The 21,671-nt window shown below is 35.5% G+C and carries 24 protein-coding genes; 11 read left to right on the forward strand and 13 right to left on the reverse strand.

Annotation, left to right across the window (positions count from 1 at the left end; translation table 11 throughout):
• Nucleotides 1-120: 120 nt before the first annotated feature.
• Nucleotides 121-675 carry a hypothetical protein gene (locus Q3Y49_RS03595; RefSeq protein ID WP_303270877.1) on the forward strand — a complete coding sequence of 185 codons (555 nt, stop codon included), beginning with the start codon at nucleotides 121-123 and terminating at the stop codon, nucleotides 673-675.
• On the opposite strand, the gene Q3Y49_RS03600 is transcribed toward Q3Y49_RS03595, so the two are convergent.
• The 3 genes from Q3Y49_RS03600 to rimO all read right to left on the reverse strand — a co-directional run bounded on the left by Q3Y49_RS03600 (nucleotide 668) and on the right by rimO (nucleotide 4,225).
• Nucleotides 668-1,252: a 5-formyltetrahydrofolate cyclo-ligase gene (locus tag Q3Y49_RS03600; RefSeq protein WP_303270878.1), complete on the reverse strand. Its 585-nt coding sequence runs from the start codon at nucleotides 1,250-1,252 to the stop codon at nucleotides 668-670. The genes Q3Y49_RS03595 and Q3Y49_RS03600 overlap by 8 nt on opposite strands.
• Entirely contained in the window at nucleotides 1,245-2,810 is a 1,566-nt protein-coding gene (bshC, locus tag Q3Y49_RS03605; RefSeq protein ID WP_303270879.1) for a bacillithiol biosynthesis cysteine-adding enzyme BshC, read from the reverse strand. The genes Q3Y49_RS03600 and bshC overlap by 8 nt, the downstream gene beginning before the upstream one ends.
• Before the next feature lie 104 nt (nucleotides 2,811-2,914).
• Nucleotides 2,915-4,225: a 30S ribosomal protein S12 methylthiotransferase RimO gene (gene rimO, locus Q3Y49_RS03610; protein WP_303270880.1), complete on the reverse strand. Its 1,311-nt coding sequence runs from the start codon at nucleotides 4,223-4,225 to the stop codon at nucleotides 2,915-2,917.
• A gap of 229 nt (nucleotides 4,226-4,454) precedes the next feature.
• Between rimO and Q3Y49_RS03615 the strand changes: the two genes are divergently transcribed.
• Entirely contained in the window at nucleotides 4,455-4,919 is a 465-nt protein-coding gene (locus Q3Y49_RS03615) for a DUF6452 family protein (protein WP_303270881.1), read from the forward strand.
• Nucleotides 4,888-5,622, forward strand: a complete 735-nt coding sequence (locus Q3Y49_RS03620) for a DUF6048 family protein (protein ID WP_303270882.1) — start codon at nucleotides 4,888-4,890, stop codon at nucleotides 5,620-5,622. The genes Q3Y49_RS03615 and Q3Y49_RS03620 overlap by 32 nt, the downstream gene beginning before the upstream one ends.
• On the opposite strand, the gene ftsY is transcribed toward Q3Y49_RS03620, so the two are convergent.
• The 4 genes from ftsY to rpmB all read right to left on the reverse strand — a co-directional run bounded on the left by ftsY (nucleotide 5,619) and on the right by rpmB (nucleotide 7,336).
• Nucleotides 5,619-6,578: a signal recognition particle-docking protein FtsY gene (gene ftsY, locus Q3Y49_RS03625; RefSeq protein WP_303270883.1), complete on the reverse strand. Its 960-nt coding sequence runs from the start codon at nucleotides 6,576-6,578 to the stop codon at nucleotides 5,619-5,621. The two genes, Q3Y49_RS03620 and ftsY, sit on opposite strands and share 4 nt — an antisense overlap.
• A gap of 154 nt (nucleotides 6,579-6,732) precedes the next feature.
• The gene (locus tag Q3Y49_RS03630) at nucleotides 6,733-6,882 is read right to left on the reverse strand and encodes a DUF4295 domain-containing protein (protein WP_303270884.1); all 150 of its coding nucleotides are present in this window, start codon (nucleotides 6,880-6,882) and stop codon (nucleotides 6,733-6,735) included.
• A gap of 2 nt (nucleotides 6,883-6,884) precedes the next feature.
• On the reverse strand, nucleotides 6,885-7,067 hold the full coding sequence (rpmG, locus tag Q3Y49_RS03635; protein WP_303270885.1) for a 50S ribosomal protein L33: 183 nt from the start codon (nucleotides 7,065-7,067) through the stop codon (nucleotides 6,885-6,887).
• A 29-nt stretch (nucleotides 7,068-7,096) separates the two neighbouring features.
• The gene (gene rpmB, locus Q3Y49_RS03640) at nucleotides 7,097-7,336 is read right to left on the reverse strand and encodes a 50S ribosomal protein L28 (protein WP_303270886.1); all 240 of its coding nucleotides are present in this window, start codon (nucleotides 7,334-7,336) and stop codon (nucleotides 7,097-7,099) included.
• A 186-nt stretch (nucleotides 7,337-7,522) separates the two neighbouring features.
• On the opposite strand from rpmB, the gene rocD reads away from it, so the two are divergent.
• Nucleotides 7,523-8,803 carry an ornithine--oxo-acid transaminase gene (rocD, locus tag Q3Y49_RS03645; protein WP_303270887.1) on the forward strand — a complete coding sequence of 427 codons (1,281 nt, stop codon included), beginning with the start codon at nucleotides 7,523-7,525 and terminating at the stop codon, nucleotides 8,801-8,803.
• A 123-nt stretch (nucleotides 8,804-8,926) separates the two neighbouring features.
• On the opposite strand, the gene Q3Y49_RS03650 is transcribed toward rocD, so the two are convergent.
• Entirely contained in the window at nucleotides 8,927-9,466 is a 540-nt protein-coding gene (locus Q3Y49_RS03650) for a dihydrofolate reductase family protein (RefSeq protein ID WP_303270888.1), read from the reverse strand.
• Between the two features lie 70 nt (nucleotides 9,467-9,536).
• Entirely contained in the window at nucleotides 9,537-10,259 is a 723-nt protein-coding gene (locus Q3Y49_RS03655; protein ID WP_303270889.1) for a 1-(5-phosphoribosyl)-5-[(5-phosphoribosylamino)methylideneamino]imidazole-4-carboxamide isomerase, read from the reverse strand.
• 225 nt (nucleotides 10,260-10,484) lie between these two features.
• Between Q3Y49_RS03655 and Q3Y49_RS03660 the strand changes: the two genes are divergently transcribed.
• Nucleotides 10,485-11,102 (forward strand): SprT family zinc-dependent metalloprotease, encoded by a 618-nt coding sequence (locus tag Q3Y49_RS03660; protein ID WP_303270890.1) that lies wholly within the window; start codon nucleotides 10,485-10,487, stop codon nucleotides 11,100-11,102.
• A 4-nt stretch (nucleotides 11,103-11,106) separates the two neighbouring features.
• Here Q3Y49_RS03660 and Q3Y49_RS03665 read toward each other — a convergent pair whose 3' ends face one another.
• Nucleotides 11,107-11,676 (reverse strand): hypothetical protein, encoded by a 570-nt coding sequence (locus Q3Y49_RS03665; protein WP_303270891.1) that lies wholly within the window; start codon nucleotides 11,674-11,676, stop codon nucleotides 11,107-11,109.
• A 303-nt stretch (nucleotides 11,677-11,979) separates the two neighbouring features.
• Here Q3Y49_RS03665 and Q3Y49_RS03670 point away from each other — a divergent pair, with 303 nt between their 5' ends.
• Together Q3Y49_RS03670 and Q3Y49_RS03675 are read left to right on the forward strand one after the other, a co-directional pair.
• A complete protein-coding gene (locus Q3Y49_RS03670; RefSeq protein WP_303270892.1) occupies nucleotides 11,980-13,221 on the forward strand; it encodes a parallel beta-helix domain-containing protein in 1,242 nt (413 codons plus the stop codon).
• Between the two features lies 1 nt (nucleotide 13,222).
• Nucleotides 13,223-14,308 carry an SO2930 family diheme c-type cytochrome gene (locus tag Q3Y49_RS03675; protein ID WP_303270893.1) on the forward strand — a complete coding sequence of 362 codons (1,086 nt, stop codon included), beginning with the start codon at nucleotides 13,223-13,225 and terminating at the stop codon, nucleotides 14,306-14,308.
• Nucleotides 14,309-14,681: 373 nt separating this feature from the next.
• On the opposite strand, the gene glmS is transcribed toward Q3Y49_RS03675, so the two are convergent.
• Genes glmS through Q3Y49_RS03690 form a run of 3 tightly spaced genes read right to left on the reverse strand, consistent with a single transcriptional unit; the run spans nucleotide 14,682 to nucleotide 18,728 of the window.
• A complete protein-coding gene (gene glmS / locus Q3Y49_RS03680) occupies nucleotides 14,682-16,517 on the reverse strand; it encodes a glutamine--fructose-6-phosphate transaminase (isomerizing) (protein ID WP_303270894.1) in 1,836 nt (611 codons plus the stop codon).
• Nucleotides 16,518-16,525: 8 nt separating this feature from the next.
• A complete protein-coding gene (locus Q3Y49_RS03685) occupies nucleotides 16,526-17,959 on the reverse strand; it encodes a DUF4270 family protein (protein ID WP_303270895.1) in 1,434 nt (477 codons plus the stop codon).
• On the reverse strand, nucleotides 17,916-18,728 hold the full coding sequence (locus Q3Y49_RS03690) for a glycogen/starch synthase (RefSeq protein ID WP_303270896.1): 813 nt from the start codon (nucleotides 18,726-18,728) through the stop codon (nucleotides 17,916-17,918). The genes Q3Y49_RS03685 and Q3Y49_RS03690 overlap by 44 nt, the downstream gene beginning before the upstream one ends.
• Before the next feature lie 125 nt (nucleotides 18,729-18,853).
• On the opposite strand from Q3Y49_RS03690, the gene panC reads away from it, so the two are divergent.
• The 4 genes from panC to rfaE2 all read left to right on the forward strand — a co-directional run bounded on the left by panC (nucleotide 18,854) and on the right by rfaE2 (nucleotide 21,668).
• Nucleotides 18,854-19,702 carry a pantoate--beta-alanine ligase gene (panC, locus tag Q3Y49_RS03695; RefSeq protein WP_303270897.1) on the forward strand — a complete coding sequence of 283 codons (849 nt, stop codon included), beginning with the start codon at nucleotides 18,854-18,856 and terminating at the stop codon, nucleotides 19,700-19,702.
• Nucleotides 19,703-19,837: 135 nt separating this feature from the next.
• Nucleotides 19,838-20,185 (forward strand): aspartate 1-decarboxylase, encoded by a 348-nt coding sequence (panD, locus tag Q3Y49_RS03700; protein ID WP_303270898.1) that lies wholly within the window; start codon nucleotides 19,838-19,840, stop codon nucleotides 20,183-20,185.
• Between the two features lie 3 nt (nucleotides 20,186-20,188).
• Complete coding sequence (locus Q3Y49_RS03705; protein WP_303270899.1) at nucleotides 20,189-21,211, forward strand: lysylphosphatidylglycerol synthase transmembrane domain-containing protein; 1,023 nt, start codon at nucleotides 20,189-20,191, stop codon at nucleotides 21,209-21,211.
• Complete coding sequence (gene rfaE2, locus Q3Y49_RS03710; protein WP_303270900.1) at nucleotides 21,198-21,668, forward strand: D-glycero-beta-D-manno-heptose 1-phosphate adenylyltransferase; 471 nt, start codon at nucleotides 21,198-21,200, stop codon at nucleotides 21,666-21,668. The genes Q3Y49_RS03705 and rfaE2 overlap by 14 nt, the downstream gene beginning before the upstream one ends.
• Nucleotides 21,669-21,671 lie beyond the last annotated feature (3 nt).

Consider the following 21,671-nt stretch of genomic DNA (forward strand, 5'->3'; position numbering starts at 1 on the left):
TAGTGTCTAATAATATGTAAGAATTTTCAATAAATTTACAAATACAAAAAACGTGAGTTGATAAGTACGATTGATATACTTAGTCATCTTTATAGAAAAATGCACACATTTACTAGAATCATGAAAAGATTAGTAATCGCAGTTACAATTTTGACTATTGTAGGGATAGCTATTTATACTACCTATAAAGCGCTTTATCCGAAAATAGTAGCGCAGGCAGTAGTTGATAAAAAATATATAAACCTACTTCCGAAAAAGTACAATAAAAAAATTAATATCATCAGCGATTCGGTAAACAGCAAACTGGATAAGGTAATAGCAAGCTCATCAAATGAAGGGATTAATATAAATCAACTTGAGGACGCTGTCTTAGAAGTCAAAAGACAAGATGTTGAGTTAATTTATAAGAAGTTAACTGAAACCAAAATATTATCTGTAGAACAAGTATTTGACACCATAAGCCAAAATCTAAAGTTAAAAAGTTTAGATGTAGAAAGTTTAAGAGAGCCATTCTTATACCATGTTCAAAAAAGACATATCAAAAGGGGTATGAAATATATTGAAACGCACGATTTGTTTAATACAATTGACGAAGAAAGCGCAAGACAAATAGCACTCCAAATTCTGAAGCAGAAAGAGAAGAAAATCAAAAAGAAGTTGGAAGAAGCTAAATAGGCTTGCCTAAATCACGTATCTCAAACGGAGTGATCATCCTATGCATGCCGATATCAAATTGATCTTTATACAAATCACCGTCTAATAATGGCCCTAAAGCAATTCCAATAAAAAGAGTGTTGGGACTACATTTTTCCAAAAACCTATCATAATATCCTTTTCCATAACCAATCCTATGGCCACCTTTACTCCCAACGACCATAGGAACCAACACACATTCAATTTTATCAATGAGATAAGATTCCCCGTCTTTTGGTTCTGGTATCCCCCATTTGTTCTCCAAAAAGGTTGTGCTTTGAGTGATTTTCACATGATGCATGATCGGGTTTTGCAAATCAGACACCCCTGTTATTACATCTACTTCCGGCTTTTCAGACCATAAGTACTGTACAAATGGAAAAACATCAGGCTCTTTGTTTTTTTTGATGGGTATAAAGGTATGGATGCTATTGAAGTGATTATCCTCTAGAAACTTAATCAAACGATGATAAAGCAACTCATTCCGTCTCTCGTACTCAGCTTGACTTAGAAATTTTCTTTTCTCTAAATAGACTTTTCGTAAAGTGCTTTTATCCATCCCATCTCATTATGTGGAATTGCAAGGTAAATGGGTCAAAAGCTTTCATTAACTTTTTAATGAACTTCTCATCTGCCTGATAAAATGGTAAAAAATTCTCCTTTCTCTCTTGTAAACCATTGCCAGGAAATAGATAATCTTTAATCTCGTCAATTTGGCGCATTTTGTCTGCATGCTTTCTCTTTTCAGCTGACATCATCTTCTTTTCAATCTTATCAACTGAGTTTCTAATTTTTTCTGACTCAGCCTCGGTCATTTGTGAGAGGCTCTGATCTATAACACCAGCAGACTGCTGTATTTCTGAAAGCAACAATTTCAATTGCTGACGTTCATCATTCAAATTGAGCTTTTGTGCTGTGATTTTTTTAGTAACTTGTTTTTTCAGCTCTTCCCTCTCCGTAAATAAATCTGTCTCTCTCAATTTGAGCTTCTTGATTTTATGACGAATCTGATTCGGAATAATCATTCCAAAATTACGAGGCAAAAGAATTGGGAACGGAGTCTTAAAAGCTTCAAACATTGGCTTTAACTGCATCCAGTAAGCAACTTCTGCAGGGCCGCCCGTATATGCCAAATTAGGCAAAATGGTTTCCTGATAGAGGGGTCTTAAAATCACGTTTGGACTGAATCGATCGGGGTGATTTTCAATCTCTATTTTGATTTCATCCTCAGTAAATTGAATTTCCGTTCCCAAGACTTTGAAAACACCATTTTCCTTTACTATCCTCTCTCTGATACTATCTTTCAAATAAAAGAAATTGATTTCTCTAGGAAATGATTGTGATTTATATCCAATACTATCTAAGGAACTGGAGCAATTTTCTACTAACTCGTTGGCAGTATTATTTAAAACATCATTTTGGATAACCGCCTTAAATTCAGATTTTAATTTATGATTATCAGCATCTAAAACCAACAGCCCCTTCTTTCCATAAAGCTCATTTACATATTCTCTGACCGCATCAGCTAAATCTCCTGCCTCTTTATAAGCCTTAGAAAAAATACTATTCTTAGCACTTAACTCTTCCGCCAAAGCTTCAAGCCCGTCCGTTTTCATTCGACCTACAGCCCCGCTTTGTTCTGTATTCCATTTATACTTACGACCTTCTATCTGAACACTTCTGATTTCGTCTAAATCATGATCCTCTGAGGCCATCCAGTAAACAGGCACAAAATCATACTCTGGATATTTTGCTTTTAGCTGCTTACAAGCATTGATTACTGTAATAATCTTAAAATGAAAATATAACGGGCCGGTAAAAATATTGAGCTGATGCCCTGTGGTGACTGTAAATGTTTTTTCATCACCCAGACTATCTATATTCTTATTAACAGCTTCTTCAACTTTAGACACTTGTGCGTATTGAGATTTCAGAACCTCCACAAGCACTTCTCTATTGACCTTATGTTCAGATTTCTCCTTTACTTGCTCTTGAAAAGCTTCTAGATTAGGATAGCGGTGGTAGAATTTCTTTAGTTCTTCTTTTTGCTGAACAAAATCATTAAAAATAGGTGCGAAAAGACCTGTTTCAGAAAAATCAATACATTCTACCTTCATATTATTTAGGTTACAAAATTATACTACACAAAGATTTCTATTTGCTATTTATTAAGGTCAATTATCCAGCATCTCAATTATTTTGTCAAAAAGACACTGTATTATTACTTCATATTACCATACAAGTCAAACTCGGTGGCATCCGTGATTTCTACTTCCACAAAATCGCCAATTCTGGCATAGCTTTCTGTAGCATCAATCAAGACTTCATTATCAACTTCAGGTGAGTCATGCTCTGTTCTACCAATGAAGAAACCACCTTCTTTTCTATCTACCAACACCTTAAAAGTCTTACCAATTTTCTCTTCGTTTAACTCTTGAGAAATTTGAGTTTGTAATTCCATTACGGCATCCGCTCTATCTTGTTTGATTTCAGCAGGAACATCATCTTCAAAACTAAAAGCATGCGTGTTTTCTTCATGTGAATAAGGAAAAATACCTAAGCGATCAAACCTTGTATTTCTAACAAAATCCATCATTTCTTGAAAATCTTCCTCTGTTTCACCAGGATGCCCAGCAATCAAGGTGGTTCGTAAAGCTATACCCGGAACTTTCTCTCTAATTTTTGCGATCAAGGCTTCTTGCTTCTCACGTGTAGTTCCTCTTCGCATCATTTTCAGCATTTTAGTTGAGCCATGCTGAAGGGGCATATCCAAATAATTGCAGATATTATCTCGCTCTGCCATCACATCCAATATATCTTCAGGGAAACCCGTAGGAAAAGCGTAATGCAATCTTATCCATTCTATCCCTTCTACATCAGAAAGTTGTTTCAACAACTCGGCAAGATTTCTTTTTTTATAAATATCGAGTCCGTAATAGGTAGAATCTTGAGCAATAAGCAAGATTTCTTTTGTGCCATTTCTGGCCATATTCTTGGCTTCTTTCACCAATTCCTCAATAGGTCGAGAAACGTGTTTTCCTCGCATGATAGGAATAGCGCAGAAAGAGCATGGCCTATCACAACCCTCTGCTATTTTCATGTAAGCAAAATGATTGGCAGTAGTGGTAATCCTTTCCCCCACTAATTCATGCTTATAATCAGCATTGAATTTTTTTAATAGCATTGGCAATTCCATAGTGCCAAAAAAAGCATCAACCTGTGGAATTTCCTTTTCTAAATCATCTTTATATCGTTGAGAAAGACAGCCTGTAACATAAAGCTTTTCAATCAAACCTTCCTCCTTGGCATCTGCATAGCGTAAAATGGTGTCTATTGATTCTTGCTTGGCATTATCAATAAACCCGCAAGTATTCACCACTATGATGTTGGAATCATCTTTATCTGATTCGTGCGTCACATCGATCTGATTTCCCCTCAACTGCGTGATCATCACCTCTGAATCCACCAAGTTTTTGGAACATCCCAAGGTTACTACATTAACTTTGTCCTTCTTTAATCCTTTCGTCTTCAAAATATCTCCTCTTTAAAATAAATTTTTTAGTACACTTCACTTAGCTTATGACTTTGGCATCAATGTTGAGAATGCCTTACTGCCAAATATGTGTGGTTGCATATTTGACGTTATTTAAAGACGCAAAGTTAATCAAATATTAGAGGAATTGTTTCAGATGTGATGAATTCCCATCAATTCTCTATTTACAAGTTTAGCTTGTCAGAATATATAATATCTTTGCATCCCAATGGAATCAATCATCAAGAAAAGCATAGTTTTATTACTGACTATTTCAATCTTCGCATGTGATGTGGATAGCAACTGCAATAGTGTTAATGTAGATTTTGTTACATTTAGCACCGTGACGTTAAATGCCAATGCTGAAGAACAAAATGTTGGGGTTGTGTTTGATAGTATTGTTAGTCCACAAACCGATGACTATTTCTTTTTAGCCGATACCCTGAGTAGTTTTCAACTTCCCTTAAGTCCGGTGGAAAATCACACAGATTTCTACTTCTACTCTGGAACACGTGGAGATACGATAAGTTTCACATATGAAAAAAGAAATAGTGTAGACTCACCTGAATGTGGTTTTAATATTGACTTTATTGGTTTGGATACTGCTTTTCAAACTTTTGATTCTTTAGTAATTGTTAATGATACCTTAAAAAGGACTGTAAATGCGCCTAATATTAAGTTGTTTGTTTTTTAGCTTATTGAGCATTTCACTTTTTGGTCAAGTACCAAATAGCAGTGACAATGTTGATACTGTTCAGCAAAGAGTTGTGGAACCGAAGCGTCCAAAGGTGCCCAAATCCTTCTTTATTCCAACTGGACTGAGAATCGGGACTGACTTAGTTGCCTTAGGCGTGAGTGCATTTGGAAATAATCGACAACGATATGAGGTTCAAGGAGATATTGATTTCCATAGAATTTATTTGACTGGATCTTATGGAGTTAGTCAATATTTGATAAGAGCTAACAACTTTAATTATGCCAATTCAGGGAATTATTATAGAATTGGACTAGAAGCTGACTTCCTGAAATTTGACCCCGATCACAATACTTTGACTTTTGGGTTAAGATATGCAAGAGCCAACTATTCTGAATCCTTAGTAACTAGTATAATTGATCCCGTTTACGGGCTTTATGACCAAAATTTAACCAATGAAAACGTTGGAGCACGCTGGTTTGAAATGACAACTGGGCTGAGAGTCATGGTTTTAAAAAATCTCTATATGGGATACAATTTTAGAATTCAATTGAACAGAAAGTTATTCAATACAGATCAATTCAGTTCATATGATATCCCGGGTTTTGGAAGGGCGGAATTCAAAAACAGATGGACCTTCAATTATTATTTAGCCTACAGAATAGCCTGGAGGGAAAAGCAAATTATGGAAAAAACTCGTTAAACTCGTTTAAAAAATGAGTCAACAAATTCCATTTTGTTGAACACTTGCAAATCCTCTACTTTTTCACCGACTCCGATATATTTTACAGGAATTTTGAATTCTTCGGAAATACCAATTACTACACCCCCTTTTGCTGTCCCATCCAATTTAGTGATGGCCAAAGCACTAACTTCAGTGGCTTTCGTAAACTCTCGAGCTTGAATCATGGCGTTTTGACCAGTAGATCCATCCAACACTAACAGTACCTCATGAGGAGCTTCACTTACAAACTTCTGAATTACCCTTTTAATTTTAGACAACTCATTCATTAAATTGACTTTGGTGTGTAATCTACCCGCTGTATCTATAATTACAATATCAGCTTCTTCCTCAACCCCTTGCTTTACAGCATCAAAAGCCACTGAGGCCGGATCGGTATTCATTCCATGGGAAACTACTGGAACATCAATTCGTGCTCCCCACATCTTCAATTGGTCTACAGCAGCTGCACGAAAAGTATCGGCAGCACCCAAAATAACTTTTTTACCTTGTTTTTTATATTGAGCAGCTAATTTGCCAATGGTAGTAGTTTTACCCACTCCATTTACGCCCACAACCAATAAAACATAAGGTTTTTTAATCTCTTCAGGAAGAGAAAAATCTTTTAGATCGTCAGTATTGTTTTCAGAAAGCAGTCCGGCTATTTCTTCTCTTAGGATTTTATCGAGTTCGCTTGTTCCCAAATATTTTTCACGGGCCACTCGCTCTTCAATGCGGTCAATAATTTTTACCGTAGTATTGACCCCCAAATCAGAACTAATTAGAATCTCCTCTAATTCATCTAATACATCCTCATCAACTTGAGATTTACCAACTACAGTACGCCCAAGCTTGGTAAAGAAACTATCCTTGGTTTTTTCCAAGCCCTTGTCGAGCGACTCTTTTTTTTCTTTAGAGAAAATCTTGAAAATACTCATTCTAATATGGTTTAAAGGTAATGGTAATTAGAGGCTTACAATAATACGAAATATTAACACTAAAGTCATTAAGAAACGGATAATAGCAGAAGTGTACAAACAAAAAAAGTCCCAAAAGAGGGACTTAAATCAATTTAAACCTTAAAAACTACAATTATTTTTTAAGTGCCTCTTTGGCCATATCCAAAGGTACCATTTCTTCACGGAAAGAATAAACTCCGTTTTTTGACTTTACTGCTTTGATTATTTTAGCATAACCTTTAGCGTCTTTATCTTTTAAACTTGCTACAACTTTCTTAGCCATGATTACTTAATTTCTTTGTGAACAGTATATTTCTTCAAAATTGGATTATATTTTTTCAACTCCAATCTCTCTGTTGTGTTTTTTCTGTTTTTGGTCGTGATATAACGAGAAGTACCTGGAGCGCCAGTTTGTTTGTGCTCTGTACATTCTAAAATAACCTGAACTCTATTTCCTTTCTTAGCCATTGTGCTTTATATTTTTTAGCAATAGAAAATTATACTAATACATTACCGTTTTCACGTGCTTTCTTCAATACAGAAGTAAGACCATTTTTATTAATGGTTCTGATTGCGCTTGCAGATACTTTTAAAGTGATCCACTTGTCTTCCTCAGGAAGATAAAACCTTTTCTTTTGCAAATTTGGCAAAAATCTTCTTTTGGTTTTATTATTTGAGTGCGAAACATTGTTTCCCACTTGTGGTCTTTTTCCGGTAATTTGACAAACTCGTGCCATATCTATCTAAATTAATTTTGTTGTCGATTTCAAATTGGTCTGCAAATATCGGCAATATTTTGATAATCACAAACCTTAGCGGAAAAATACCGCCTTATTTTTTGGTTTTCCAAGGGATTGCCGTCCTGATTTGTTAGATTTACATTTCAAGAGTGTGCAATTTACTAATTTTTAAACTTTAAAGCTATGATTGAAGAAATCAAAAACAGTCAACAAGCCATTGACATGGAAAATAAGCATGGAGCTCATAATTACCATCCGCTGCCTGCCGTTTTGGCTAAAGGAGATGGAGTTTTCCTTTGGGATGTAGAAGGGAAAAAATATTATGACTTCTTATCTTCATACAGTGCGGTTAACCAAGGACACAGCCACCCAAGAATATTAGAAACCCTTAAAAAACAAGCTGAAACACTAACTCTAACATCAAGGGCTTTCTACAATAATATTCTAGGGCCATTTGAAAAATACATCACTGAATATTTTGGCTTCGATAAGGTATTACCCATGAATTCTGGTGCAGAGGCAGTGGAAACTGCTTTAAAAATTGCCAGAAAATGGGCGACTGAGAAAAATGGTGTTGCTCCAAATGCTGGTAAAGTAATAGTAGCAGAGCAAAATTTTCATGGCAGAACAACTACTATCATTTCCTTTTCGAGTGATGCTAATGCCAAAAAGAACTTTGGCCCTTACAATCCTGGTTTTATAAAAATTCCTTACAACGATACTGAGGCTTTAGACAAAATTTTAGAAGGAGAAGATGATGTGGTTGGATTCTTGGTGGAGCCAATTCAAGGAGAAGCAGGAGTTTACAGACCTGACAATGATTATTTAAGAAAGTGTAAGGAGATCTGTAAAAAACATAACGTACTGTTTATTGCTGATGAGATTCAGACAGGAATAGCTAGAACTGGAAGTTTATTAGCTGTTTGTGGTGATTGTACTTGTCAAGGCCATTGCGAAAAGCAATCTACTTATGTAGAGCCAGACATTCTAATCTTAGGTAAAGCTTTATCAGGAGGTTTTTATCCTGTTTCAGCTGTTTTAGCTAATGATCACATAATGGAGGTATTAACTCCCGGTACTCATGGTTCGACTTTTGGAGGAAACCCACTTGGCGCTGCCATTGCCTTAACCGCATTGGAAGTAGTGAAAGACGAGAAACTAGCTCAGAATGCAAGAAAATTAGGACAACTATTTAGAGATAGAATGCAGAAATTCGTGGATTCATCTGACATGGTCAACCTTGTGAGAGGAAAGGGACTTTTAAATGCTGTAGTTATCAATGATTCAGAGGACAGTTCCACGGCATGGGATATTTGCATGGCTCTAAAAGAAAATGGTTTATTAGCAAAACCGACTCATGGTAACATTATTCGATTTGCACCACCTTTGGTTATAACTGAGGAGCAATTGAATGAGTGCTGTGACATTATAGAAAAAACGATTACGGACTTTAAGAAAAAGTAATTCTTGAAAACCTAAAAGCCTGGATGTTAATTCAGGCTTTTTTTGTGAATTTATCTCGATCTGAAATAAGATAAAAATAACTGTCTCTGCTGAAATTTAGCTTTGGTTTAAATTTTTGCAGGATCATCTTTCTCGAACATAATGAAGCTGACTAACTTGATTTAAATATATTTTTGATTCAACAAGGTTAAATTTCAGCTCCTTTGGCAGATCAGTAAATAATGGCGAGCCCCCACCTAATAAAACGGGGATTGTAGTTATTATCATTTCATCAATCAAGTCTTCTCTTAGGAAATTTCTGATTGTAGTTCCTCCATCTATATAAAGATTATTATGCCCTCTTTGATAAATTTGAGCTAGAATTTCCGACAACTCTCCTTTCAACAAAAAAGCTCGTTTGCTATGAGATTCTGGTATTTCATACAACTTTTCGCTCAAAACATAAACAGGCTTTGTATATGGCCAATCAACATCAAATCCTAGTACTGTTTCAAAAGTTTTCCGTCCCATGACAACAGCATCAATTTCCTTGTTGAATTTTGTATAACCCATGTCTGAATTATCAGGATTTGGTATTTCATGCAACCAATCAATGTCCCCATTTTTATCTGCAATATATCCGTCTAAACTTGTTGCAATGAAAACGCAGTTTTTTCTGTTCATCAACTTTGCTTTTTGAATAATTAAAACCTATTAGTCAATCTAAAACATCATTAGAAGCATTCCTAGAAGTCTAAACCAAGAACTCCTTAAGATCGCTTAGTTTGATATTACCTTCATAATAAGCTTTACCAAAAATTACCGCAAAAACACCCATGTCATTTAACTTTCGAATATCATCAATATTACGTACTCCTCCACTGGCTAAAACACAGATGTCTGGAAATTCGTCTAAGATGCTTTGATACAAATCAAATGCAGGTCCTGCTAAAGAACCCTCTTTGCTAATGTCAGTAGTTTTTACATATTTCAATCCTCTATCATAGAAATACCTGATATGCTCAACAATATCAATATCAGTATTTTGCATCCATCCTTTGTATGCTATTTTTCCATTTAAAGCATCTGCTCCTAAAGTGATCTTTTCACGACCGTAGGATACGATCCAAGAGGCAAACAGCTCCTTTCTTTCAACAGCTATACTTGCTGCGGTAATATAATCGGCACCATATTCATAGGCTTTACTAATATCACCATCTGTATTAATACCGCCCGTAAAATCAAGCTCTAAATCTGTATACCCATGAATAGCTTCTAAGATATGATAATTGACTGGTGACCCACGGTGAGCGCCATCTAAATCTACGATGTGAACCACCTTGATTCCATTATCTTCCAACTTCCTTGCCACATCGATAGGCGAATCATCATACACTTTTGCTCCAGCAATATTGGCGCCCTCAACCCTAATAATTTTACCGTCTCGGATGGCGATGGATGGAATAATTTGAATCATAGTTATAATGGTTTAAGAGTATGATATTATAAAATGTTGGCGATTTTTCAAGCCTATGCCCTGTTAATATTGCTTTAAGCTTTAAAGGGCTTTGAAATTACAGCTTAAAACGGAATTTACAAAAGAATCAGGTACAGAAATATTCAATCGTATTATTTTAAAATCTTACAATAGCATCTTTAAAAGCTAATTTTTTCATAATTTCTCTTTAATTTTGATTAGCTTATGAACCATTACGAAAAACAAATACATCATAGATTAAGCCGCTTTGTCCCTGATAATTCCGTTGATCTGGCCTTCAATCTTTGGAAAGAAAAACCATTTCGATTCGTGGTTGTGAAAGCCAGACATTCTAAACTTGGTGATTTCAGAAAAAAACCAAATGAAGATTCGGCCATCATCACTGTCAATGAAAACTTAAATCCGTACTCTTTTCTGATCACATATGTTCATGAAGTGGCACATCATTGGGTCTATGAAAAATTTAAAGGAAGAGTTTCGCCTCATGGTAATGAATGGAAAAATGCCTTTAAAGATTTGATGTTGCCTTTTCAGATTCCCGAAATTTTTCCTGAGCCTGTATTGAAAGCTTTGAATGTTTATATGCTTAACCCTAAAGCAGCTTCACTTTCTGATATTCGTTTGGCTAAAGCTTTAAAAACTTTTGACCCTGTGAATCCTGACGAAATGAGCCTTTTAGAGCTTAAACTTGGACAAAAATTCACGCTTGAAAACCGCCTCTTTGAAAAACATGAAACTCGAAGGACGCGGGTGAGATGTAAAGAGGTGAAGTCAGGAAAATACTATTTGGTGCATAAAATGGCCATGATTATTCCAGAATAGAAATTCAAAAGTCCAGTCTTCGCATCACATGCTCTTCCACTCTTTCACAAAATACTTGTGGTTTTAGCGTTCTCCAGTTCAAATGCTCAAACTGGCCACCGCAATTGATGTAGGTATCCACATTAAATTGTTCCCATTCTTCTAAAACAAAATCACGGAAATTAACTCCCACGATCCAGCCATCCTCCACTTCGTCAAACCATTCTTCATAATATTCATCATCCGACCCATGAAAATTGAGGATATTTTCACCAATCAGAATGAATTTATTAATCCCCTGTAAAATCATATGCTCGATAATATTTCTCTTTAAATGCATAATATCATTATGCAAAGTATCATTCCATTCGCCTATCATTTCTATTACCGCTATTCCAACCTCATAATTTGCATACAGGATTTTGATGTAAAGCGTCTCTGAACCGATAGCATCCCATGCTGGATCAATATAATATCCATAGATCGTATCTGTAAAAAGTTCATAATTGTATTCTTTCTCATAGAATGGGGATAGTTCATCCTCTGAGGAGTCATAATATTTTAGCCAGTTATAGTAAGGCTCAATATGGTGCATGCTACAGTTTTAAATAGTTTCGATAAGTTTTATTAATGCGATAAGAAGATAAATAGTTTTTCAAATCAAGGTTTTCTTCTATTTCCAAATCAGAATTCATTTAAACACTTTTTTAGGTATGCATTAACTTTCTCGTTATGATGTTTTTTTTTAATTCTTCACTTAATAGTTCCCTGTTCGTTGCCATCGATTGCAAATCAAATAAATCCCATCAAAAACAATACACAAAGTTAGAAGATTTTGCATTCTGGAAAATTTATCCACTATCCATAAGATTTTGTATATTGATGGAAATTTTTTGACATGAAAAAACTGATCTACTTTTTACCTATTCTTTTGTTAATAAGCTGTGATTTCGAACCGGAAGTGGCAGACAGAAGCAACGCTCAATGGCAAAACATTGAAAAAGATTTACAAACGGCCTTAATTATGGCTAATGACAGTGATACAATAGACATTCCCGAAGGCTACTTTAAATTTACCAAAAGCTTATTGTTGGATGACAAATCAAATATCGTTTTCAAGGGGACTGGGATTGATAAAACTGTCTTATCCTTTAAAAATCAAGAGGAAGGAGCAGAAGGTATAAAGATTGCGGATTGTAAAAATATTTCATTGGTTGATTTCACTATAGAAGACGCTTCCGGGGATAATATAAAAATAACCGATACGGACGGTGTCACTTTAAGAAGAGTGAAAGCACAATGGACTGGAAAAGTAAGTGAAAAAAATGGGGCTTATGCAATTTATCCTGTGCTTTGCAAAAACGTTTTGATTGAAAACTGCATTGCCATCGGTTCTTCAGATGCAGGCATTTATGTGGGTCAGTCTGATTCCGTGATTATTCGAAATAACGAAGCCTATCAAAATGTAGCTGGCATAGAAAGTGAGAACTCTAATTTTGTAGAGATATATGAGAATATCGCTATTAATAACACTGGTGGAATATTAGTCTTTGATTTACCTGGATTAACCCAGTATGGAGAAGACATAAAGGTTTATAAAAATGTAGTAAAAGAAAACAACCACCGCAACTTCGCACCTGAAGGAAATATTGTGGGTGTAGTACCTCCTGGCACAGGCATAATGGTGCTGGCCACCCGAAATGTAGATATTTACGGAAATGATATTATCGACAATCGTTCTGTTGGAGTGGCAGTAGTTAGCTATGAACTAGTTGCTGCAATCAGTGAAGAAGAAACCGAAGAAGCCGATGCAGAGCAAGCTGGTTCTGCTCAAAGAGTCAATAACAATTATGAATTAGATGAAAATTACAACCCTTTCCCGTGGGGAGTAAAAATTAGGCAAAATAATATCCGTAATGATAAATGGTTTGCCACTTTCCAGCATGATTTTGGTAAGTTATTTAATTTTAAATTCCCTTTTAATCCGCCCGATATCGTATTTGATGGATTTATGGCAGAAGGAAAAACTGCTAAAGATATATTATGCATTGACCAAAAAGATGTGCATTTTGTCAATTTGGATGCTCCAAATGATTTGGAAAATATGAATACAGACTTAGATGAATTTGCTTGTGATTAAAATGAAAAACGCTCTCTATATTATAATAGGTATATTCTTTCTGCTTTCCTGCAGTACTAAAGAAAGGCAAAAACAAGAAACTCAACAAAGCTCTCCGTCCTCTTTTAGCTTTACTTCCAATAGAGAATTAGGGAAAGAAAAACTCTCTGATTATAATTTTTTCAAAGGAGATCTAGCTGATTTATCCCCTCATGAAAATGTACATCCCTATCAACTTAACTCAGCACTCTTTTCCGATTATGCTCACAAAGCTCGTTTTTTTCAAATCCCAAAAGGTGAAAGCGCAGAATACCATCCAACTGAAGTAATGGAATTCCCTGTTGGCAGTATTTTAATTAAGAATTTCTATTACCCAAACGATTTTTCGAAGCCTGACGGCAATAAAAGAATTTTAGAGACCAGATTACTCATTCATGAGGAAAAAGGCTGGAAAGCTTTGCCCTACGTTTGGAACGATGAGCAAACCGATGCTTTTCTGGAAGTAGCTGGAGCTACCAAAAGCGTAAGTTGGAGAGATAATGATGGCAATACTCAAAAAATCAATTACAGCATTCCTAATATGAACCAATGCAGAAGTTGCCATTTAAAAGATGGTAAAATCATGCCCATTGGACCATCAGCCCGGCAGCTCAATGGAGATTTCGACTATGCAGAAAAAGGACAAATGAATCAATTGAAATATTGGCATGCTCATGGATTATTATCGAATTTACCCACGGGAAAATTACCAAAATTAGTCAATTATGAAAATGAATCTGACCCTTTAGCCGATAGGGCCAGAGCCTATTTGGAAATTAATTGCGGGCATTGTCACCGACCGGAAGGTCCTGCCAAAAATTCAGCTTTGCACTTAATGGCCTCAGTTGATAATCCTGCTGCTTGGGGAGTGGGCAAAACGCCAATTGCCGCAGGCAAAGGCTCTGGTGGATTGAAATATGATATTGTAAAAGGAAATGCTGACCAATCGATTCTTACCTACCGCATGGAATCAAGCGACCCAGGAACTATGATGCCTGAATTAGGTAGGAAAATGGTTCATAAAGAGGGCTTGGCTTTGGTGAGGCAATGGATTAATGAGATGGAATAAATAAGTGTTTATGTTTTGATGTGTTGATGATAATAGGCTAGTAGGTTCACATTACGGATTAAAAACCGGATTAACTTAAACCAACACTTATTATTTAGATTTTTGGGTGAATAGCAATATTAGCACAGAGATTATTAACAATACATTGGAAATCGGTAAAGCCAGATTGAACATATCGATATCAGAATAATCTAGATTCACTGACAAATTAAGAATTAACAGGACTATTGATATCAAAATTAGAGATAGAGCAATCTTTTGCTGGTTATTTAGTGGTGTCATGCGCAATGGCTTAAAAAGGAAAGCACAGAAACTTAAATAAACTTCTGTGCTTTCCTTATAAAATAATATCTAAAATAATCTACTGCAATTATTACTCTACAGTCACTGATTTAGCTAGGTTCCTTGGCTGATCAACATTACATCCTCTCATAACTGCAATATGGTAAGAAAGTAATTGTAACGGAATTGTAGAAACCATAGGCATTAATACCTCATGGGTTCCCGGTACTTCGATAGTGTGATCCACCATACCAGGAATTAAAGAGTCACCTTCAGAAACAACAGCTATAACTTTTCCTTTTCTGGCTTTTACTTCTTGAATATTGGATACAATTTTATCGTATGAACTATCTCTAGTTGCAATAACAACAACTGGCATTTCTTCATCAATCAAAGCAATAGGCCCATGCTTCATTTCTGCAGCTGGGTATCCCTCTGCATGAATGTATGAAATCTCTTTCAGTTTCAGTGCCCCTTCCAAGGCAACAGGGAAATTATAGCCTCTTCCTAGATATAGGAAATTGCGAGCATCCTTATAAATCCCGGCAATTTTCTCTACTTGCTTGTCAGTTTTAAGTGCTTTCTCTACTTTATTTGGAATATTTTCAAGGTCGACCAATACTTCTCTATACCGTTGTTCAGCAATCGTTCCTTTTAGGAGGGCTGTTTTCAATGCAATCATTGTTAAAACTGTAAGCTGTGCAGTAAAGGCTTTTGTACTAGCAACACCGATTTCAGGTCCAGCATGAGTATAAACTCCTTCATGTGACACTCTGGAGATTGAAGAACCTACAACATTACAAACTCCCAAAACAATAGCGCCTTTTGATTTTGCCAATTCCATGGCTGCCAAAGTATCCGCTGTTTCACCAGATTGGGAAATTGCAAATACAATATCCCCCTCACGGATTACTGGGTTTCTATATCTGAATTCAGAGGCATACTCTACTTCCACCGGAATTCTACAGAACTCTTCGAATATATATTCTGCTACCAAGCCAGCGTGCCAAGAAGTCCCGCATGCTACAATAACAATTCTCTCTGCATTAATAAGTGCATTTGAGTAATCCCTGATACCACCTAAGACCAATTTAGCTTCATTGGCAATTAATCGGCCTCTGAAACAATCTTTAATTGATTTAGGCTGCTCAAAAATCTCCTTGAGCATAAAATGTTCAAAACCACCCTTTTCGATAGCTTCTAATTCCATATCTACTTTTTGTATATATGGAGTCATTTTTACGTCCTTGGTGTCGCGAATGCTTATTTTTTTATCCTTAATCAGGGCAATTTCATAATCATTCACATAGATTACTTCATTAGTATATTCAACTATGGGCGTTGCATCTGAAGCTAGGAAAAACTCGTCTTTGCCTACTCCAATTACTAATGGACTTCCTTTTCGAGCTGCAATTAATTGATCAGGATGATTGGTGGACATTATAACTATGGCATAAGCGCCAATTACTTTTGTTAAAGCCAATCGAACAGCTTCCTCTAATGTACCATCGTTGTTCTTATAAATATCTTCTATAAAATTAATAAAAACCTCCGAATCAGTTTCACTTTTAAAAGTGTAGCCCTTATTCTCTAATTCCTTTTTTAAGGAAGAATAGTTTTCAATAATCCCATTATGGATAATTGCTAAATCACCACTTTCAGAGTAGTGAGGATGTGCATTTTCATCATTGGGAGCCCCATGAGTAGCCCACCTGGTGTGGCCCATTCCAATAGTGCTTTTTGTATCTTTATCTTTCAAGAAAGATTCTAATTCAGATACTTTACCCTGTTTTTTATAAACTTTCAGGCCATCATTCATAAGTGCAATGCCAGCACTGTCATAGCCTCTATATTCTAATCTTTTTAATCCTTTAATGATAATCTCAGATGCATTCTGATGACCTACATATGCTACAATTCCACACATATTGTAATCTATTTAAAAGTGGTATAATATATCTTCAATTTTATATTTTCCTTGTCAACTAAGAAATTATCAAAGTTGCCAAGATTGATTTTTGGCACCTCATTAAATGGTGTTTGATTTCTTCTGATAAATTGTCCAGTAAACAGAAAATCATACTCTTCATTCCATAAATCAGGGTTATTATAAATTTCTTGTAGAAAAAAACTTAAATCTGCTTTAATTTCTTTCTTATTATCATCATATGTCAGAACTACTGGCGAGCTAGCTTGATTGGGATCAGCGGGAGCACCGTTGGTTGTAAAATTTGATTGGAGCGCCCAAAAATCTTCCCCCTTTTTTACTATGTTGCCATCTCTATCCAATATATATGGAATGATATTTCCAGCAGGCCTAATTTGCGAGGATTCATCATCAGCGGTACTAAAGTCATTACTATTTATCACCAATTCTGCCTTATTAATTTGCAGAAACTCTACCGTATCGATAAAATTTAAGTAGCCATTTAACTTTACTCTTGGTGATATCCCCATTAAATTGTTAAAATAGGCTTTTGAAGGATCCAGCAAATCAAAGGATTTATTTCCTGAATAAGTTGATGGAATTAATGATCCAGGATCGAAATCAACATGAGTAAAACTAGAACCTGATATATCAAATTTTACACTTTTTAATGTATCCAAACTAGGAGCACTGTATATTACCTCAATAAATGATTCTCCACTTGCCAAACTAATCGCTTGTAAATTATTTACTCCACCTTCAACTTCAATCTTAAATCCTCTTAAGGCATTGTAAATACCAACCGAGTTCAGATCTTCATCTCTAACTCTATTCAGGATATCATTTCCCAAAGTATTGCTTAACTGAACATAATCTGGAATAGTGTCTATTGGATTTACAATTATTTCCTGATCTAAGGAAACCTTATTTTCAATGGAGATTTCATCATAAATAGAGTACAACTCTCCACTGACAATCAAAGTGTCTCTCAGTTGAGATACAATGAAATTTTGAGCTTGATTAAATTCATCCCCATAAAAATAATTGAACCCTAACTTGAGCCTAGTCTCGACAGCTGTTGCATTAGCCGGCAAACTATCCCGAATAAAATCATTGTCCAGCAACGCCCCGAAGTAAGCCTCAGCTGTAAAATCACCGATTTCAGGACTGCTTTGATGACCAACAAAAATCTGCCCTCTTGAGCCTGTAACTCCGTTAGTGCTGATAATCAAAGAATCAAAAGCAGCATGATTCAAGCCTAAAGGAATTTCCACAAACCGTATTTCAGTATTGTTTCCTCCAGGCACTAAATCCCCTTCTACTTCTATAGGCTCTTCACATGAGGCGAAAAAAAAGGCCAGCAGGAATGCTGGCCCTGTTAATAATCTGACAGCATTATTAGCCTGCCAATTCTGTATATAGGTTGAAATAGGATTCTTCAAAATCCTCTCCTTTTTCAATGGTGTCAACTTTCTTTTCTTTTTCGAATGTTGAAAATAATTCATCAAGGTTTTCTTTAAACTCATCACCTGCTTTAATAACTGCATCTGCATATTCTGCACCGATTTTTATGAACCCTTCATAATCGGCTGATTCTAGATTGGACAACATGCTGTCGTCTATATCGAGCATTTTTACCTTGTCCACTAAATCTGTCCCAAATTTATGAGAGAATTCTGTATTATACACAGTAAATACAGATTTTGCATCCTTAAATATTGGATCATTTTTGTAAGTGGTTTTTAAGTACATTGGAATCAAACTGGTCATCCAATCGTTACAATGCACTATATCAGGCGCCCAGCCTAGTTTCTTAACTGTTTCCAACGCTCCCTTGCAGAAAAATATTGCTCTTTCATCATTGTCTGGATAGAATTTATTCTCCTTATCATGAAAAACAAATTTACGTTGGAAGTAATCTTCATTATCTATAAAGTACACCTGAAGTTTAGCATTGGGAATTGAAGCAACCTTAATAATTAAAGGCTTTTCTTCTTCTCCTACTGAGATATTAATACCTGAAAGGCGTACTACCTCATGTAATCTGTTCTTCCGCTCGTTAATTAGTCCGAAGCGGGGCACTAAAATACGAATCTCCATGCCTCTTTCCTGCATGGCTTGAGGGAGTTTTCGTACAAATTCTGCTACTTCTGATGTTTTTAAAAATGGATTGATTTCATTGGCTACGTAAAGAATTCGAAGCTTTGACATATGCTTATTGGATTTGATTAATTCATAAACGAAGCACAAAAATACAAAAAAATACTCACTTTCCATTATTTTTTTGATTAATCAGCTAGATTTGTTCCAAAACTTTCTAATTTAGCGCATTTTTTATGATAACAACGGGCTCAGTTGCTGAAATTCAAGCTATTATATCAAAATTTAAGGCTGAAGACAAAACAGTTGGATTTGTTCCCACTATGGGGGCCTTGCACCAGGGACATTTGAGCCTAGTTGCTGAAGCAAAAAAAAGAGCTGATATAATAGTTTGTAGTATTTATGTAAACCCCACACAATTCAATAATCCAGACGACTTAGAAAAATACCCTAGAAATATTGAATCGGATAAAGATTTATTAGATCAAAATGGCTGCGATGTTCTGTTCCTCCCTTCTGATCAAGTGATGTATGCTGGGAAAAATACCATTAATTTTGATTTTGGCAAATTAGACAAAGTGATGGAGGGAAAATTTCGTCCTAACCATTTTAGCGGAGTCGCACTAATTGTTTCAAAACTCTTTAATATAGTATTGCCTAACTTTGCTTTTTTTGGGCAAAAAGATTTACAACAATTGACAATCATCAAAAAACTGGTTGGGGAACTGTTTTTCAATCTGGAAATTGTTACTGTCCCTATTAAACGAGAGCCTCACGGACTGGCCATGTCCTCAAGAAATGAGAGATTAAGTAAACAAGAGAGAGAGGAAGCCAAAATATTCTTCAATGCCTTGACCGAAGCCAAGTATATTTTAACAAATAATCAATCAGCAGAAGAAGCAAAATTAAAAGTTGAAACACTTTTCCATAACCACACAGCCCAATTGGAATACTTTCAAATTGTCAGTGACAAGGACCTACTTCCTAAATCAGAGAACTACTTAGCCGCAGATACCGTTCTTTGCATTGCAGGCTTTGTAGGAAATGTGAGATTAATAGATAACATCTATCTGTTTGGGGACTAATCAGGTTGTTACAAAAATTTACTAATTGACACTGATTATCAATCTCGCTATTAAACATAACAAATATATCTTGTGTAATTTCCTATAAGGCTCTATTTAATTTCATAACTTTGCAGCCAATTTGAAGAGTATAGTATGTTAATTGAAGTTTGTAAATCAAAAATTCACAGAGTAAAGGTTACTCAAGCAGAATTGCATTATGTCGGAAGCATCACTATCGATGAGGATTTGATGGAAGCTTCTAACCTTATTGAAAATGAAAAAGTCCAAATTGTGAACATAAACAATGGTGAACGATTGGAGACTTACGTGATTAAGGGAGAGCGGGGTTCTGGTATGGTCTGCTTAAATGGGCCTGCTGCAAGAAAAGTGCAAGTGGGTGATATCATTATTATCATTGGGTACGCGCAGATGGAATTTGAAGAAGCAAAGTCTTTCAAGCCTTCCTTAATCTTTCCTGACGCGAATAATAAACTTACCTAAGCATTGAGAAAAGGAATTCAATCATTTCTTAAATATACGATATCTTTAGCTGTCGCCATTACTTTATTTTGGTATCTCTATAAAGACGTAGATTTCAGTGAAATGATGGCTAGCTTTAGAAAAGCCAATCTTAATTGGATATATGCTTCTATAGGTTTGGCAATGCTTAGTCATTTTTTAAGAGCATGGCGCTGGAATATGCTTTTAGAGCCTTTGGGTTATCAACTAAAATCTTCAAGAACTTTTGTTGCCGTTATGGTGGGCTACCTTGCCAATTTCGTTGTCCCTAGAATGGGAGAAGTATCACGATGCGGGGTTCTCAAGAAAACAGACAATGTGTCTATGAGTCAGGGTTTTGGAAGTGTAGTTACTGAAAGGATTTTTGATATGATTTGCCTATTAATTATTATGGGCTTGACATTAGCTATAGAGTTCCGCAGATTAAATGACTTCTTTTTAAATTTGTTTTTGGATAAAGCCGATGGATTAGAAAAAAACTTCCTGACACTCTTAGCGGTAGGCATATTTTTTTTAATAGGAGCCAGTACTATTTTTATCCTTTTAAAAAGAAATCAAGCATCTCTCAGAAAGAATAAATACTTCAATAAATTAACTGCTTTTTTAAGACAATTAGTAGAAGGGATAACCTCAGTAAGAAGATTAAAAAGTCCTACTTTATTTTGGGTAGCTACTTTGGGAATTTGGATTTGTTATTTCTTAATGACCTATGTTGTCTTTTTTAGTGTGGAGTCCACGGCTCATCTGGGCCTTTCAGCAGGTTTAATTCTGCTTGTCCTAGGTGGAATTGGAATGGCAACTCCAGTGCAAGGAGGAATTGGAGCTTTTCATTATTTGATTAGTGCTGGCTTGTTATTATATGGTGTAGCGGAAAAGGATGGAATAATTTTTGCATTTTTGCTACATACTACCAATTCAATTGCCATCATGACGGTAGGATCTTTATCAATATTTATTAGTATGATCATACCAAAAAGAAATTCAAAGCAAGAATATGCCGACAGCTGATAAAATATATTCATTAGACGCCTTAACCAATAAAAGGAAAGAGTGGAAAGATCAAAAAGTAGTTTTCACTAATGGCTGTTTTGATATTTTGCATTTAGGACATGTTGATTATTTAGAGAAAGCAGCAGCAAAGGGAGATAAATTGATTGTGGCTTTAAATACAGATACTTCAGTTAGTAAAATCAAAGGTCCAAATAGACCAATCAATAATGAAAAAGCAAGGGCAAGATTAATTGCTGCTCTATCTTTCGTAGATGCCGTTACATTTTTTTCTGATGACACCCCTTTATCCTTGATAAAACTGCTTATACCCGATGTTTTAGTGAAAGGTAGCGACTATAATTTAAGCAACATTGTAGGAGCCAATATCGTAATGGAAAACGGTGGAAACGTAGAAACTATCGACTTGGTGGAAGGATATTCAACCACCAATATTATCAATAAAATAAACCAATAATAA

The organism is Marivirga harenae (assembly GCF_030534335.1).
GTDB lineage: Bacteria > Bacteroidota > Bacteroidia > Cytophagales > Cyclobacteriaceae > Marivirga > Marivirga harenae.

Bases quoted from the DNA above. Each gene is read 5' to 3' on its own strand.
- Q3Y49_RS03665 (WP_303270891.1), bottom strand. From the start codon at position 11,676: ATGCACCATATTGAGCCTTACTATAACTGGCTAAAATATTATGACTCC.
- Q3Y49_RS03650 (WP_303270888.1), bottom strand. From the start codon at position 9,466: ATGAACAGAAAAAACTGCGTTTTCATTGCAACAAGTTTAGACGGATAT.
- glmS (WP_303270894.1), bottom strand. From the start codon at position 16,517: ATGTGTGGAATTGTAGCATATGTAGGTCATCAGAATGCATCTGAGATT.
- Q3Y49_RS03620 (WP_303270882.1), top strand. From the start codon at position 4,888: ATGCGCCTAATATTAAGTTGTTTGTTTTTTAGCTTATTGAGCATTTCA.
- rocD (WP_303270887.1), top strand. From the start codon at position 7,523: ATGATTGAAGAAATCAAAAACAGTCAACAAGCCATTGACATGGAAAAT.
- Q3Y49_RS03675 (WP_303270893.1), top strand. From the start codon at position 13,223: ATGAAAAACGCTCTCTATATTATAATAGGTATATTCTTTCTGCTTTCC.
- Q3Y49_RS03615 (WP_303270881.1), top strand. From the start codon at position 4,455: ATGGAATCAATCATCAAGAAAAGCATAGTTTTATTACTGACTATTTCA.
- Q3Y49_RS03600 (WP_303270878.1), bottom strand. From the start codon at position 1,252: ATGGATAAAAGCACTTTACGAAAAGTCTATTTAGAGAAAAGAAAATTT.
- Q3Y49_RS03670 (WP_303270892.1), top strand. From the start codon at position 11,980: ATGAAAAAACTGATCTACTTTTTACCTATTCTTTTGTTAATAAGCTGT.
- bshC (WP_303270879.1), bottom strand. From the start codon at position 2,810: ATGAAGGTAGAATGTATTGATTTTTCTGAAACAGGTCTTTTCGCACCT.
- ftsY (WP_303270883.1), bottom strand. From the start codon at position 6,578: ATGAGTATTTTCAAGATTTTCTCTAAAGAAAAAAAAGAGTCGCTCGAC.
- Q3Y49_RS03595 (WP_303270877.1), top strand. From the start codon at position 121: ATGAAAAGATTAGTAATCGCAGTTACAATTTTGACTATTGTAGGGATA.
- rpmG (WP_303270885.1), bottom strand. From the start codon at position 7,067: ATGGCTAAGAAAGGAAATAGAGTTCAGGTTATTTTAGAATGTACAGAG.
- Q3Y49_RS03630 (WP_303270884.1), bottom strand. From the start codon at position 6,882: ATGGCTAAGAAAGTTGTAGCAAGTTTAAAAGATAAAGACGCTAAAGGT.
- Q3Y49_RS03690 (WP_303270896.1), bottom strand. From the start codon at position 18,728: ATGTCAAAGCTTCGAATTCTTTACGTAGCCAATGAAATCAATCCATTT.
- rpmB (WP_303270886.1), bottom strand. From the start codon at position 7,336: ATGGCACGAGTTTGTCAAATTACCGGAAAAAGACCACAAGTGGGAAAC.
- panD (WP_303270898.1), top strand. From the start codon at position 19,838: ATGTTAATTGAAGTTTGTAAATCAAAAATTCACAGAGTAAAGGTTACT.
- Q3Y49_RS03660 (WP_303270890.1), top strand. From the start codon at position 10,485: ATGAACCATTACGAAAAACAAATACATCATAGATTAAGCCGCTTTGTC.
- Q3Y49_RS03655 (WP_303270889.1), bottom strand. From the start codon at position 10,259: ATGATTCAAATTATTCCATCCATCGCCATCCGAGACGGTAAAATTATT.
- panC (WP_303270897.1), top strand. From the start codon at position 18,854: ATGATAACAACGGGCTCAGTTGCTGAAATTCAAGCTATTATATCAAAA.
- rfaE2 (WP_303270900.1), top strand. From the start codon at position 21,198: ATGCCGACAGCTGATAAAATATATTCATTAGACGCCTTAACCAATAAA.